This window comes from Mesorhizobium sp. CA16 (assembly GCF_020165175.1).
Lineage (GTDB): Bacteria > Pseudomonadota > Alphaproteobacteria > Rhizobiales > Rhizobiaceae > Mesorhizobium.
In genome coordinates, this window is the sequence record NZ_JAIUHP010000015.1 from 43,224 (window position 1) to 56,271 (window position 13,048).

15 protein-coding genes and 1 pseudogene are annotated in these 13,048 nt (G+C 63.2%); 4 read left to right on the forward strand and 12 right to left on the reverse strand.

Translation table 11 applies throughout. The features are described 5' to 3' along the window. The first annotated feature begins 2 nt into the window (after positions 1-2). The gene (locus LB525_RS20425) at positions 3-1,178 is read left to right on the forward strand and encodes a glycosyltransferase family 87 protein (RefSeq protein WP_224546330.1); all 1,176 of its coding nucleotides are present in this window, start codon (positions 3-5) and stop codon (positions 1,176-1,178) included. 390 nt (positions 1,179-1,568) lie between these two features. On the opposite strand, the gene LB525_RS20430 is transcribed toward LB525_RS20425, so the two are convergent. The 12 genes and pseudogenes from LB525_RS20430 to hisB form a co-directional block, all read right to left on the reverse strand. Then, positions 1,569-3,155, reverse strand: a complete 1,587-nt coding sequence (locus LB525_RS20430) for a hypothetical protein (protein WP_224546332.1) — start codon at positions 3,153-3,155, stop codon at positions 1,569-1,571. Between the two features lie 140 nt (positions 3,156-3,295). Beyond that, positions 3,296-4,846, reverse strand: a complete 1,551-nt coding sequence (locus tag LB525_RS20435; RefSeq protein ID WP_224546334.1) for a hypothetical protein — start codon at positions 4,844-4,846, stop codon at positions 3,296-3,298. Further along, positions 4,843-5,118 (reverse strand): annotated as a pseudogene (locus tag LB525_RS20440) (GtrA family protein); the annotation flags it as partial. The pseudogene LB525_RS20440 and the gene LB525_RS20435, both read right to left, overlap by 4 nt. A 218-nt stretch (positions 5,119-5,336) precedes the next feature. Beyond that, on the reverse strand, positions 5,337-6,296 hold the full coding sequence (coaA, locus tag LB525_RS20445; protein ID WP_095768007.1) for a type I pantothenate kinase: 960 nt from the start codon (positions 6,294-6,296) through the stop codon (positions 5,337-5,339). 78 nt (positions 6,297-6,374) lie between these two features. Then, positions 6,375-6,698 carry a phosphoribosyl-ATP diphosphatase gene (locus LB525_RS20450; RefSeq protein ID WP_095768008.1) on the reverse strand — a complete coding sequence of 108 codons (324 nt, stop codon included), beginning with the start codon at positions 6,696-6,698 and terminating at the stop codon, positions 6,375-6,377. A 9-nt stretch (positions 6,699-6,707) separates the two neighbouring features. Further along, positions 6,708-7,499 carry an imidazole glycerol phosphate synthase subunit HisF gene (hisF, locus tag LB525_RS20455; protein ID WP_224546338.1) on the reverse strand — a complete coding sequence of 264 codons (792 nt, stop codon included), beginning with the start codon at positions 7,497-7,499 and terminating at the stop codon, positions 6,708-6,710. Beyond that, the gene (locus LB525_RS20460; RefSeq protein ID WP_224546340.1) at positions 7,499-8,338 is read right to left on the reverse strand and encodes an arginase family protein; all 840 of its coding nucleotides are present in this window, start codon (positions 8,336-8,338) and stop codon (positions 7,499-7,501) included. The genes hisF and LB525_RS20460 overlap by 1 nt, the downstream gene beginning before the upstream one ends. Beyond that, entirely contained in the window at positions 8,335-9,081 is a 747-nt protein-coding gene (gene hisA / locus LB525_RS20465; protein ID WP_224546342.1) for a 1-(5-phosphoribosyl)-5-[(5-phosphoribosylamino)methylideneamino]imidazole-4-carboxamide isomerase, read from the reverse strand. Before hisA ends, LB525_RS20460 begins: the two co-directional genes overlap by 4 nt. A gap of 4 nt (positions 9,082-9,085) precedes the next feature. Beyond that, positions 9,086-9,376 carry a DUF1330 domain-containing protein gene (locus tag LB525_RS20470; RefSeq protein WP_095768012.1) on the reverse strand — a complete coding sequence of 97 codons (291 nt, stop codon included), beginning with the start codon at positions 9,374-9,376 and terminating at the stop codon, positions 9,086-9,088. A gap of 2 nt (positions 9,377-9,378) precedes the next feature. Continuing rightward, positions 9,379-10,029 (reverse strand): imidazole glycerol phosphate synthase subunit HisH, encoded by a 651-nt coding sequence (gene hisH / locus LB525_RS20475; protein WP_224546344.1) that lies wholly within the window; start codon positions 10,027-10,029, stop codon positions 9,379-9,381. Position 10,030: 1 nt separating this feature from the next. Beyond that, positions 10,031-10,501 carry a DUF2628 domain-containing protein gene (locus LB525_RS20480; protein WP_224546346.1) on the reverse strand — a complete coding sequence of 157 codons (471 nt, stop codon included), beginning with the start codon at positions 10,499-10,501 and terminating at the stop codon, positions 10,031-10,033. A gap of 4 nt (positions 10,502-10,505) precedes the next feature. Further along, a complete protein-coding gene (gene hisB, locus LB525_RS20485; protein WP_224546348.1) occupies positions 10,506-11,102 on the reverse strand; it encodes an imidazoleglycerol-phosphate dehydratase HisB in 597 nt (198 codons plus the stop codon). Between the two features lie 215 nt (positions 11,103-11,317). Between hisB and hslV the strand changes: the two genes are divergently transcribed. The 3 genes from hslV to LB525_RS20500 are packed head-to-tail and all read left to right on the forward strand — an operon-like array spanning position 11,318 to position 13,043. Beyond that, positions 11,318-11,869 carry an ATP-dependent protease subunit HslV gene (hslV, locus tag LB525_RS20490; protein ID WP_095768016.1) on the forward strand — a complete coding sequence of 184 codons (552 nt, stop codon included), beginning with the start codon at positions 11,318-11,320 and terminating at the stop codon, positions 11,867-11,869. A 6-nt stretch (positions 11,870-11,875) separates the two neighbouring features. Continuing rightward, on the forward strand, positions 11,876-12,439 hold the full coding sequence (locus LB525_RS20495) for a GNAT family N-acetyltransferase (RefSeq protein ID WP_224546349.1): 564 nt from the start codon (positions 11,876-11,878) through the stop codon (positions 12,437-12,439). A 4-nt stretch (positions 12,440-12,443) separates the two neighbouring features. Beyond that, complete coding sequence (locus tag LB525_RS20500; protein ID WP_224546351.1) at positions 12,444-13,043, forward strand: DUF2585 domain-containing protein; 600 nt, start codon at positions 12,444-12,446, stop codon at positions 13,041-13,043. The last annotated feature ends 5 nt before the right edge of the window (positions 13,044-13,048 follow it).

Below are 13,048 nucleotides of genomic sequence, written 5' to 3' on the forward strand. Positions count from 1 at the left end.
ACGTGGCCATTGTCACGGTCGTGTCGATCATCGCCGCATGGATGACTTGGTTCTACCTGAGCTTTCTGTGGACCTTGGACAGCCGAGGCTTTTCCGCGCTGTCGCACAGGCTCCCCTACTGGGATTTCACCAACCTCTGGGCAGGTTCGCGCATGGCCATCGAGGGCCACGTTGCCGTTCTCTTCGACGTGGAGGCCTACCGCGCGGCGCTGCGCGCGATGTTCTCACCCGACCTTCCAAATCAGGAATGGAGCTATCCGCCGAACATCCTCCTGCTCGGCGTTCCGCTTGCCACCTTGCCGATCCTGCCTGCCTATCTGATCTGGACGGTCGGGACCGTGCTGTGCCTGTGGCTGGCTGTCCGGCCGCTGAAGCTCGGAGCGGCGCTGGAACTGGCGATTGTCTTGAGCCCGGCGGTTATCTGGAACTCCTTGTTCGGCCAGAACGGCGCGCTGACCGCCGCGCTGTTGATCGGAGGCCTCGCCGTGGCGCCAAGGCGTCCGCTGCTGGCCGGAATCCTGTTCGGCCTGCTGACGATCAAACCGCATCTCGGCATTCTCGTGCCCTTCTGCCTGCTCGCCAGCGGCAACTGGCGCGCCATTCTCGCGGCGATCGGCACCAGCGTCGTGATCGCCCTCGCCACCGGCCTGTTCTTTGGCTTCGATGTCTGGCGCCTGTTCCTGACCGAAACCCGCCCCTTGATGACGGCGATCATGGAGGCGCCTTATCCGCAGCCCTATCAGTACAACGCGATAACGGTGTTCTTCACGGCGAGAGCTTTCGGCGCCGGGGTGACCTCCGCCTATGGCGTGCAGGCGGTCGCAACCATCGCGTCCATCGCCGCGGCGATCTGGCTCTGGCGGCCGGGCCGCGTGGTCTCGCATCAGGAACGCGTGGTGCTTACCGCTGTCCTCGCAATCCTTGCCACGCCCTATGGCTATACCTACGACACGATCGGTGTGGCCGTAGCGGTGGCGATGCTCGCCGCGATGGTTTCCAGGCCGCCTCGGCTGATCCTGGCGATTTGCTGGCTCGCGCCTTTCGTCGTGAATTTTTTCACCTGGGGCGGATATTGCGTCGCTGTCCTGATCCCGCTGTTTCTTGCCGCGTGGATGCTGCATTCGATATGGACGAGAGGCCGGAAGGCTGAACTCTCGGGAGAACCGTCCCTAGCCTGAAACAATTCCAAGATACGTGCGCAGCGATAGGCTCGGCGGCTTTGCCGCAGCCTTCCGTTCGCCGCAGGAAGTATGAAGAATGACGGCCATATCAATTTGAGGCGGTCGCGGGTCCTCGTGCCTGGCTAATTCCGGCGTTGCGCTGTAGCACGCGCGTGCACCACGGCATCAGCGGCAGGAAAAGCGCGACGCCGATATGCTCACGCTCGCTGAGACATTGCCGGGAAACAGCACCGGCATCGCATAGGCGGCGGGCGCAAGCGCGAGAAGCGCCGGTCCTTCCCTGAAACGGGCGGCGCACCCCCGCGCCGGCCAGCATCAGTCCCGCCAGGGCAGCCAGAAAGGAGACATCCTTTAAGCGCCAATTGATCTCGATAAGCCAGTGCCGCCCTAATTGCGTTCGGCGATATCGCTGCGGATGAACAGGGTTACGGAGGCGTTCTGATAGAGCAGACGATAGTCCTGCAAAGCCTTTGCGATCAAAGGGCTGTCACGCAACGGCGCCGTTGCGTGCGGCTGTGTCAGATGGAGCTTTATCGGTGCGTCCGGTCCTGCGGTTCCGTCATCGGCAACGATATCCGGCCGTTTCGTGGCCAACTCACTGGCGATCGCCTGCGTGTAATCCGCGCGCAAGGCTTCGAGCCTGAGGTGGGTCGCGGTATCCGGCCCAGACTCGATCAGGACCTGGGCATCATTGACCATCCAGCCGGACGGGTGGCGCCCAACCATGCGAGCGCCGGTCATCCGGACGAGCGGATTGCCGATCTGCAGCGCCGAGCCGATCGATATAAAGGTCGGGTGATCGGCGATCCGGTTGATGGCGGCCGTCGCCGCGTCGAGATCGCCACGCGGTTCGACGAATGCCAGGCCTTGCCGCGGCGCGACGGTCGTTACGAGCAAAAGCAGACCGAACCCGACACCCGCCCTTGCCAGCACAGGCAGGTCGCGCTGTGGCCGCAACCGGATAAACTGGAGCACAAAGGCCAACATGCCGAGCGTCAGGAACGGCATCGCCTGATAGGTCCAGCCTTTGCCCAAGACGACAAACCCAGGGACATAGCCAACACCTGCCAGCAGCAGAACCTTCGCATCGCGATCGGGCCGGTCAGGGTAGGCCATGGCCAACGTTGCCGCGGCCATGGCCACGAAAATCTTCACCGGCAAGAGCATCAACATGTCGACGACCGGCAAGCGCATCGGCAAATAGACCTCGCGCAGCAAAGGCAGGGCATCGGTGAAGAAGGGCCGCATAAAGACTACAAGCACGACCAGATAGGCGACGGTCAAAACAGCGCCGAAGACATTCTCGGTCGTCAGCAGAGGCCGCGCCGAGCGTCGCTGCGCGGCAAGGACCAGCACCGGCGCAGCCAGCGCCAGCACGCTGAAGGGCGGTTTGATCATGACGAAAATCGCGGCGCCAATCCCGGCGGCAAGCCGCTCGGCCGTGCTGCCGGCGCGGAAATCCGCTGTCCGGTCGCGTGCCGCAAGCAGCGCCAGCCAAGGCAAAAGGCAGATGACTGCGATTTGTTCGCGCTGGCCGAAATCCGCCGGCGACAGCGCAAGCAGAAGAAACACCAGGGCCGGAACTGCCCAGACGAATCGCGTCAGCGTTTGGTCGGCACGTACGAGGATTCGAGCTGAAAGCCAGACCGAACCGATTGCCAGCACTACCATGCCGAGCCCCACCCAGAGCTCCGCCGAAAACTCGGTCAACCGCTCAAGAATTAGGAATGGCAGATAGAGCCAAGTCGAAAAGGGCGGATTGGCCTCGGCGACGTCGACATAGAGGCGTTCGCCGCTCAGCACGCGGTCGCCGACGGTCAGCAGCCACGATACGTCGACATTGCCCGGCAAGAGGCGCGAGACGACGATCGCATAGAGGGCGATCAACAATGTTGCGGCAGCCGGCAGGCCAAGGCGAAATGCAGTTCCGGCCTGACGGGGCCGCAGATCGGCCTGCTCGTCTGAAGCAACCAATGGCGCATCCATGCCGGGAGCCTCAATAGCAGTACAGCGTTTGTGGCTTAGTTTCTAACGGACCGGCAGTTAAGCGCGCTTTAACCGGCAGCCGTCGTTCAAAAGTTCGTCGCGACCTCTCCCGAAAGGACGGCTGCGGATCACTCTGCCTGGGCAGTTCCTGCATTGCGCAGCAACACCTGCACTTCGTCATCCTCGGCAATTTGCTGATAGCGTCGCAGGAAGTTGGTGTAGTCTTGCCACTGGGCAAGCTCCGCATTCCAGTCCCTGTCCTTTTTCTCGACGATTATCATGGCAGGCTTCTGGGTCTCGAGTTCGGCGATCTTGCTCTCGATGTAGCGCTCGGCGATCTGCCGGTAGTGGGACGCCGCCTCCTGGTCGCCGTTCCGGCTTGCGATGCCCGAAAGATAACGCGCCGATTCACCCAGCCAGTCGTTGCAATGGCGTGAAATCCATGTCCCGCCGAGCATGCGGGTAAGAGGATGGCCTCCCGAGATGTCGGCGCCGACTAGCGCGACGGTCGGCTGAGGAGCAGCGGCCTTAAGCTTGGCGACAAACTCTGCACTGAGCTTCTGTGTCTGCATGAACGGGATGGCGGCGGCGGCAATGATGACAGCCAGCAGCACCTTGCGCACCAGTTCCATTGCCGTGCCCGGCGACTTGTATGTCGCCGGGGCAGCTTGCGCCATCCTCAGCAGGAGGGCCGCCAGAATCAGACTGAAGGCCGGAAACGCGTGATAGGGCCAGCCTTTTGCCTGGTAGATCAGCGGCACGGTCGCAGCCAGCGAAGCAAGCGTGAACACGGTGACCAGTGGCGACAAAGGCAATCCCGGTCTAAGAAGATATAGCGCGGCAAGAGCGACCACATAGATCGGCACATAGATCTCCAGCAGCGCCTGCATCTTCTGCATCCGCATATAGGTGTCGGCCAGCATCGGATAGACGACGCTCAGGAATTCCGGATAGAAATACTGGACGGCAACGACATACGCGACGCAGACCAGGCCGATCGCCCAGTTCTCGACGGCGAAAAGCATCCGGATCGACCGGCGGCTCCAGGCCGCGTAGAACGCCGGAACGAGCACGACCAGTGCATAATAGGGCTTCACCAGAACCAGCACGCTGCCGCTAAGCCCGGCAAGAACCGCCGGCAGGATACTCGGCACGCGTCCTTCGATAGGCGCCGCGCGCCACGCCGTCAGCACCAGCATCGGCAAAAACAACGCGATCCCCAGTTGCTCCCGTTCGGTGAAAGCATTGCCCGGGAAGATGACAAGCAGGGCCAGGAACAGCGGCAACATTTGAAACAGCGCGCGGTTCTCGGCAAGACCGGCTTGCCTGGCGATCAGCCCGGCAAACCCCAATCCTGCCAGGCAAATCGCATAGCTGTAGGCATGAACCGCCACCTCCGGCGACATGCCGACCTTGTGCGCCAGTGCCACGACCGGCATGAACATCCAAGGCGTGAAAGGCGGATTGACTTCGAACACGTCGACATAGAGCCGTGATCCGGCAAGCATCTTCTCGCACAGCGTGATCACCCAACTTGTGTCTGGTATGACGCCCCATCGCATCTGCCAGGGAATGGCGGCCGCCAGGACCAGCAGGCAAAGTATCACGGTCCATGCCCACATGCTGCGCGCTTCGCCGATAGGCGCGTCTGCTGTCGGTCTGTCGAGCACGGCGGTCATCGGCTCTCTCCTTCGGGGCAGAGGGGGCCGTTGGCGCCCATGGGAGCGCCGAAGACAAACTTGCGTAAGACTGCGAAGTTCAGAACCGGCACTAGAATGGAAGCCACCGCCACCGGCGCCGACGACAGGTATCCGGCGAGATCGGTGAGAATTGCGGCCAGCCCAACGGAGAGGAGGAATCCGGCCCCGGTTGCACAGGCGAAGCGGAAGATTTCGACGCCAAGCGCACCGTCAGGCATGAACGTCACGCAGCGATGCCCGCAATAGGAAAACGCTGCTCCGGCGCTGGCGTCGAGCTTGTCGAGTTAGGCTCATCCCGCCGGACAAATAGCGGCAGCGCCGCCTCTGCATTGAAGCCCGAAATGACCAGTGAATAGACCGGGGCTCGCGTCCCGCGGCATTGCCCGCATTGATCACCGGTTGCCTCCCGACACCCGCTGGAGTTTGGCTGGCAACGCTAGTCGGGATTGCCTAAGGCGTCGTTAAGGGGTCACAATTTCCTTAACGCCACTTCCTCGATCAGGTGGTTGGTGCCCTTGCGCAGGATGAGGTCGGCCCGCGCCCTGGTCGGCAGGATGTTCTCGCGCAGGTTCTTCAGGTTGATGTTGGCCCACAGCCCCTCGGCGATGGCCCGCGCGGCATCCTCGGAGAGCTGCGAATAGCGGTGGAAGAAGGAATCCGGATTGCGGAAGGCGGTTTCGCGCAGCCGCATGAAACGCTGGATGTACCATTGATGGATCAGCTTCTCGTCGGCATCGATATAGATGGCGAAATCGAAGAAGTCGGACAGGAACGGCACGATCTTGCCATCCTTCGGCAGCTTGCCCGGCTGCAGCACGTTGATGCCTTCGAAGATCAGTATGTCCGGCCGGTCAATGGTGACGAACTCGCCGGGGATCACATCGTAGGTCAGGTGCGAATAGACCGGCGCGCTGACGCTGCTTTGCGCCGACTTGATGCCGGACAGGAACCTGAGCAGCGCGCCGACGTCGTAGCTCTCGGGGAACCCCTTGCGCTCCATCAGGTTCTCGCGGCGCAGGATCTCGTTGGGCAACAGGAAGCCGTCTGTGGTGATGAGGTCGACTTTCGGGCTCGACGGCCAGCGCGCCAGAAGCTCCTTCAGCACGCGCGCCGTGGTCGACTTGCCGACCGCGACCGAGCCCGCAATGCCGATGATGAAGGGTGTCTTGACGACGTCCTGCGCGTTGAAAAAGGCCTGGCGCTGCCGAAACAGCAGCTGGCTTGCCTCGACATGGGCCGAAAGCAGCCGAGACAAAGAGAGGTAGATGCGCTTGACCTCTTCGAGGTCGACCGGGTCGTTGAGCGAGCGCAGCCGGTCGATCTCGTCCCCGGTCAGCGTCAGCGGCGTGTCGGCGCGAAACTGCGACCATTGCTCGGCGGAGAAGAATCGATAGGGGGAATACTTCTCGGTCGGAGCCAGCTGGTCCATCGGGTTTCCTGCCCTCCTAGAGCGTGCCGCCGAAAAGTGCGAAGCCGTTTTCGGGCGACATCATGCTCTCTCTTTCGATCAGCCCTGGGGCCGGGACGCCTTTTCGGCGGTACCCGAGCGGCTGGTTCGGCCCTCAAGCTCCTTCAGCACCTCGTCAAGCGGAATGCCCGCGATGCCAAGGACGACCAGCCAATGATATATAAGATCGGCGCTTTCCGAAACGACGGCTTTCTTGTCCCCCTTGACGGCGGCAATCACCGTTTCGACGGCTTCCTCGCCGAGCTTCTGCGCCGCCTTGTCGATGCCTTTGGCGAACAGCTTCGCCGTCCATGAGTCGGCGTCGCCGGAATGGGCGCGCTGATGGATGATCGTTTCCAGCTCGGCGAGCGAAAATTGAGCCATAGCAGCGGTTTAAGTCCGATGGGCGGCCGAGTCCAGCCGCATCGGCAGGCCGGCCCTGGCCATGTGCGTCTTGGCTTCGGCGATGGTGTAGGTGCCGAAATGGAAGATCGAGGCGGCAAGCACCGCAGCCGCATGGCCGTCGCGGATGCCTTCGACCAGGTGATCGAGCGTTCCGACGCCGCCGGAAGCGATCACCGGCACACGCACCGCGTCGGCAATCGCGCGGGTGAGCGCGATGTCGTAACCGGCCTTGGTGCCGTCGCGGTCCATCGAGGTCAAAAGGATCTCGCCGGCGCCGCGCTCGACCATGCGCTGCGCGAATTCGACCGCGTCGATGCCGGTCTTCTCGCGTCCGCCGTGGGTAAAGATCTCCCAGCGGTGGGTCTCGCCTTGCGCTGATACCTTCTTGGCGTCGATCGCCACGACGATGCACTGGTTGCCGAATTTATCGGCGGCTTCCGCGACGAAATCCGGGTTCTTCACCGCCGCCGTGTTGATCGACACCTTGTCGGCGCCGGCCAGGAGCAGCTTGCGGATGTCGGCCACCTGGCGCACGCCGCCGCCGACGGTGAGCGGCATGAAGCACTGCTCGGCAGTTCGGGCAACCACGTCGAAGATCGTCTCGCGATTGTCGGACGAGGCGGTGATGTCGAGGAAGCAGAGCTCGTCGGCGCCAGCGGCGTCATAAGCCTTGGCGGCCTCGACCGGGTCGCCGGCATCGACGAGGTCGACGAAGTTCACGCCCTTGACCACGCGGCCGTTCTTGACGTCGAGGCAGGGGATGACGCGGGCCTTGAGCATCACTTGCGCTCCAGCGTCGAGAGCAGGTCGACCACCAGCGCGCCGACCAGCGGCGGCACGTCGCCCTTGGGGTCGAAGGCCGGATCGTAGGCGGAGATGGTGAGCCCGGCGATGGCGAGCGGCCCGGCGAGGCCGCACATGGCGGTGCGCAGCTGCTCGGGAGCCGGACCGCTGGGCGTGGTGTAGCGATTGGCCTGCAGCTTCTCGGGGTCATGCACGTCAAGGTCGACATGCATGTGAACCTGGCGCGCGCCGTCGGCCTTCAGCCTTTGCGCCGCGCTCTTCCAGTCCGGGCATTCGGTCCGGATGATCGGCAGCTTTTCCAGCAGTTCCTTTTCCGCGCTGTCGAGGTCGCGCGCGTTGACCAGAACGCAGCGCGACGGATCGAGGGGCTTGAAGCCGGGGATCTGCGCCGCTATCGATCGCCAGCACAGACCCAGCACGGTGGCCAGCGCCATGCCGTCGAGAAAGCCCGTTGTGGTGGTTTCCGGCGTGTTGAGGTCGCCGTGCTGGTCGGCCCAGATGATGGCGTCGGCACCGGCACCGGCCACGGCGCCGGCGGCGGCCAGGCAGTTGCCGGCCAGCACGATCGGAAACCGCTTCCTGTCCAGCGCCATGCGGACTTCGCCTGAAACGGCGTTGCAGACGGCAAATCCGGTACCGATCTCGCGCTCGGCTTCGTCCTCGACCACTTTGCCGATGTCGCTCACCTCGACATCGTGGCCGGCGAGCTTCAGCGCCTCGGCCAGCCCGCCCGAAATCAGCGCGTCCGGGCCCTGGCCGCAGCCGCCGTGGAAATGGCCGCTGTCATAGGAGGCCAGAATGATCGAAATGTTCACGCTCTTGCCCCCGTCCGCTCGCCGCGCAGGATCGCCAGCGCCTCGGCTGGGTCGATACGTCCGTCATACAGGGCGCGGCCGGAGATCGCGCCTTCGAGTTTTTGCGCGTCGGGCATGGTCATGCGCACGATGTCGGCGATCGAGGCGAGGCCGCCGGAGGCGATCACCGGAATCGACACGGCCTCGGCGAGGTCGATGGTCGAATCCCAGTTGATGCCGGAAAGCACGCCGTCGCGGTCGATGTCGGTGTAGATGATGGCGGCGACGCCGGCGCCCTCGAATTTCATGGCCAGCTCGATGACGCCGAGCTCGGAGGCCTCGGCCCAGCCTTCGACCGCGACCTTGCCGCCCTTGGCGTCGATGCCGACGGCTATTTTCCCGGGAAAGGCCTTGCAGGCCTCCTTGACCAGGTCGGGTTCGCGCACCGCCACGGTGCCGAGGATAACGCGCGTCAGGCCGCGATCCAGCCAATCCTCGATCTGCGGCAAGGTGCGGATGCCGCCGCCGAGCTGCACCGGGTTCTTCGTCGCCTTCAGGATGGCACCGACCGCCGCCGAATTGACGCTTTGGCCCTTGAAGGCGCCGTTGAGGTCGACGACATGCAGCCACTCGAAGCCCTGCTCCTCGAAGGCCCTGGCCTGCGCGGCGGGATCATCGTTGTAGATGGTGGCGGTGGCCATGTCGCCATGCTTCAGGCGCACGCACTTTCCGTCCTTGAGGTCGATGGCGGGAAACAGGATCATCGGTTCAGGCGCCCTCGACAATGACGAAATGGCCGGTCGAAGCGGCGAGCCGGAACTTCGAGGCATGCTGATATTCAGGCGAATGATAGCATTCGATCGCCTTGTCGTAGGACTCGAACTCCACCAGCACGTGACGGTTGCCGGTCGGCCCTTCCGGACTCTCGTAGCGTCCCGCGCGGACCGGGAACTTTGCGCCGTATTTCGCGAAGGCGACGGCATTCGCGTCGATATACTGCTTGTAGACGTCCGGATCGCGGACATCGATCATCGCCATCCAATAGCCCTTCTTGCTCATTGTCAGGGCCTCCACTTCAGGAAATTGGTGATCAAGGCCAGGCCGAGCGCTTGGCTCTTCTCGGGGTGGAACTGCGTGCCGGCAAGGTTGTCGCGGGCGACGGCCGCCGTCACCGCGCCGCCATAATCGGTCGTCGCCAGCACTTCGCCGGAATTCTTCGCGTCCAGATGATAGGAATGGACGAAATAGGCGTGCAGCCCCTTCGGACCGGTCTCGATGCTGGAAAACAGCGGGTGCTTGCGTTGGAGTTCGATCGTGTTCCAGCCGATCTGCGGGATTTTCAGCGCCGGATCGGACGGCGTGATCTCCTTGACGTCGCCGGCGATCCAGCCAAGACCTTGGGTGATGGTCTTTTCGAGGCCGCGTTGCGACATCAGCTGCATGCCGACGCAGATACCGAGGAAAGGCCGCCCCTTACGAAGCGCGACCTCTTCCACCGCCTCCCACATGCCTGCCACCGCATGCAGGCCGGAGGCGCAGTCGGCATAGGCGCCGACGCCCGGCAGCACGATGCGGTCGGCGGAACGCACGCGCTCGGCGTCGGCCGTCAGCTCGATCGTCGCGGCAAGGCCTGTCTCATGCGCGGCGCGCTCGAAGGCCTTGGTGGCCGAGCGCAGATTGCCCGAGCCGTAATCGATGATGGCCACCCGCATGTCAGGGCCTTCCAGGCGTATGGGTCAGGCCGAGCGCCATGCCTGTCTGCGGCGGACGTGCCTGCGATGCATCCGGCACGATGCGGGGCAGAGGCTGCTCCTCGCTCTCCTCGCCGGTTTCCAGCGCATGGCGCGTCTCGGCATCGCCGAGATTGCCGGCCTCGATCACGCCCCATTCGCGCCAGCCGCGCCGCCGCAGCGAGGCGATCCGCAGCCCCTGGCCTTCGAAGCCGACATAGAGCGAGACCAGCAGCGACAGCAGCGATCCGGCCCCCTCAAGCCCGAGCCTCTCGCCGGCCACCGACAGGATCGCCATGACGATGAAGGTCAGAGCCGCCTCGATCCACATCCGGTGCCAGGCGAGCCAGAGCGGCGCGACCAGGAAACCCAGCCAGGTGAAGCTGTCGCGCACGAAAATTGCGTCCTCGGCTTTGTTGCCGGCCGGCGGCGCCATCACGACATAGATCGCCATAGGGCTATCCTTTCAGGGATCCCTTGGTGGAAGGCACCGCGTCGGGCTGGCGCGGATCGGGCTCCAGCGCTGCGCGCAACGCCCGCGCCACCGCCTTGAAGCAGGTTTCGGCGATATGATGGTTATTGGCGCCGTAATGGTTGGTCACATGCAGCGTGATGCCGGCATTCTGCGTCAGCGCCTGGAAGAACTCGCGCACCAGCTCAGTGTCGAACGTGCCGATCTTCGGCGACGAGAAGCCCACATTCCAGACCAGGAAGGGCCGGCCCGAGACGTCGATCGCCGCCCTGGTCAGCGTCTCGTCCATGGCAAGGTCGATCGAGGCATAGCGCATGATGCCGCGCCGTTCGCCCAGCGCCTTGCTCAGCGCCTGGCCGATCGCGATGCCGGTGTCCTCGACCGTGTGGTGGTCGTCGATACGCAGGTCGCCCTTAGCTTTGACCGTCATGTCGATAAGCGAATGCCGCGACAGCTGGTCAAGCATATGGTCGAAGAAGCCGATGCCGGTCGAAATGTCGGATTTTCCCTTGCCGTCGACATCGACGGAGACCGAAATCTCGGTTTCCTTGGTCTTGCGGCTGACTTCGGCCGAACGCGTCATCGCTTTGTCCTTGTTGCCCTGCTTGGAGGCGCCAGGGCTTGAAAATGAGAGCCTTCTATCAGCATGATCCGGCGATTGCCAGTTGCCATTCCGGCCGCTATCTGCTCGGCCTGAGGTGGTTTGCAATCGTTGGCCCTATGCATACATATGGCCGATCAAACTCACTCGTACCGCGCCAATCGCCTTTTCAAGGGATAGCGCGCATCGGAGCTCAAATGTCCAATGAACTCACCATGCACGCCACGACCATCATCAGCGTGCGCAAAGGCAACAAGGTCGTGATCGCCGGCGACGGCCAGGTCAGCCTCGGCCAGACGATCATGAAGGGCAACGCCCGCAAGGTGCGCCGCATCGGCAAGGACGGCAGCGTCATTGCCGGCTTCGCCGGCGCTACCGCCGACGCCTTCACCCTGCTCGAGCGGCTCGAAGCCAAGCTCGAACAGTACCCGGACCAGCTGACGCGCGCCTGCGTCGAGCTCGCCAAGGACTGGCGCACCGATCGCTATCTGCGCCGGCTGGAAGCCATGATGCTGGTCGCCGACAAATCGGTCTCGCTGGCGCTGACCGGCAATGGCGACGTGCTGGAGCCCGAGCATGGCGTCATGGCCATCGGCTCCGGCGGCAATTACGCGCTGGCCGCCGCCCGCGCGCTGATCGACACCGACAAGGATGCCGAGGAGATCGCCCGCAAGGCCATGCAGATCGCGTCCGACATCTGCGTCTACACCAACAACAATTTTGTCGTCGAAACGCTCGATGCCGCTTGAACGACCATGATCCCGAAGGGTGGCCGCCGGTTTTCGGACAAGATCATGGTCGAACAGGAAGATAGCTATGATTTTCGGCCGGTCACGGAAAAAGACCTGCCGATGATCGCCGGCTGGCTGCGCGAGCCGCATGTCGCCGCATGGTGGGACGATCCGGACAAGGAAATCGCCGAGATCCGTGAGCATATCTCCTCGGTCTCGGTGGAGCCGCTGATCGTCGAGCTCGACGGCAGGCCGATCGCCTATCTGCAGAGCTATGATCCGCATATGGAGGACGACCATCCTTATGCCGACCAGCCCTTCGGCACGCTGGGCATCGATCTCACGATCGGTCCGCCGGAGCTGGTCGGCATCGGCCATGGCTCGGCCATCCTGCGCCAGTTCGTCGAGGAGCTTTTGGAGGAAGGCGCGCCGCGCGTCATCATCGATCCGCATCCCGACAATGGCCGCGCCATCCGCGCCTATGAGAAGGCCGGCTTCAGGCCGATCGGGCGCAGGCATTCGCAATATGGGGACGTCGTGCTGATGGCCGTCGATTCGGCCAACGACGATGAACATCTGGGGGACTGATTGAATGACCGCATCCGGAGGGGACAAGACGCTTTCGGCCTATGAAGACAGCTGGCGCATGGGCCTGCTGCTCGTGCTCGCCTTTATCATATTCCAGGCAGGCGCCTTGTACGGCATGGGCCATCCGCCGATCTGCACCTGCGGTTACGTCAAGCTTTGGCATGGCGTGGTCAACAGTTCGGAGAACTCCCAGCACATCGCCGACTGGTACACCTTCTCGCACATCATCCACGGCTTCCTGTTCTATGCGCTGGCCTGGGCGCTGTTCCCGCGCTCGCCGGTGGGCTTAAGGCTCGCCTTCGCCGTCCTCATCGAAGGCGGCTGGGAGATCCTGGAAAACAGCCCCTTCATCATTGACCGCTACCGCGCCGGCACCATCTCGCTCAACTATTACGGCGACTCGATCATCAACTCGGTGTCCGACACGCTGTTCATGGCGCTGGGATTTGTGATGGCGCGAAAGCTACCTATATGGGTGGTCGTGGCCCTGGCGCTCATCTTCGAGTTCGGCACGGGTTACATCATCCGGGACAATCTGACGCTCAACGTGATCATGCTGCTGCATCCGTTCGAGTTTATCAGGCAGTGGCAAAGTGGAATTTGAGTAAT

Excerpts from the sequence above, each read along its gene's own strand:
- hisA (WP_224546342.1), bottom strand. The coding sequence starts at position 9,081 with ATGATCCTGTTTCCCGCCATCGACCTCAAGGACGGAAAGTGCGTGCGC.
- LB525_RS20435 (WP_224546334.1), bottom strand. The coding sequence starts at position 4,846 with ATGACCGCCGTGCTCGACAGACCGACAGCAGACGCGCCTATCGGCGAA.
- LB525_RS20450 (WP_095768008.1), bottom strand. The coding sequence starts at position 6,698 with ATGGCTCAATTTTCGCTCGCCGAGCTGGAAACGATCATCCATCAGCGC.
- coaA (WP_095768007.1), bottom strand. The coding sequence starts at position 6,296 with ATGGACCAGCTGGCTCCGACCGAGAAGTATTCCCCCTATCGATTCTTC.
- hisH (WP_224546344.1), bottom strand. The coding sequence starts at position 10,029 with ATGCGGGTGGCCATCATCGATTACGGCTCGGGCAATCTGCGCTCGGCC.
- hisF (WP_224546338.1), bottom strand. The coding sequence starts at position 7,499 with ATGCTCAAGGCCCGCGTCATCCCCTGCCTCGACGTCAAGAACGGCCGC.
- LB525_RS20480 (WP_224546346.1), bottom strand. The coding sequence starts at position 10,501 with ATGGCGATCTATGTCGTGATGGCGCCGCCGGCCGGCAACAAAGCCGAG.
- hslV (WP_095768016.1), top strand. The coding sequence starts at position 11,318 with ATGTCCAATGAACTCACCATGCACGCCACGACCATCATCAGCGTGCGC.
- hisB (WP_224546348.1), bottom strand. The coding sequence starts at position 11,102 with ATGACGCGTTCGGCCGAAGTCAGCCGCAAGACCAAGGAAACCGAGATT.
- LB525_RS20500 (WP_224546351.1), top strand. The coding sequence starts at position 12,444 with ATGACCGCATCCGGAGGGGACAAGACGCTTTCGGCCTATGAAGACAGC.
- LB525_RS20470 (WP_095768012.1), bottom strand. The coding sequence starts at position 9,376 with ATGAGCAAGAAGGGCTATTGGATGGCGATGATCGATGTCCGCGATCCG.
- LB525_RS20495 (WP_224546349.1), top strand. The coding sequence starts at position 11,876 with ATGATCCCGAAGGGTGGCCGCCGGTTTTCGGACAAGATCATGGTCGAA.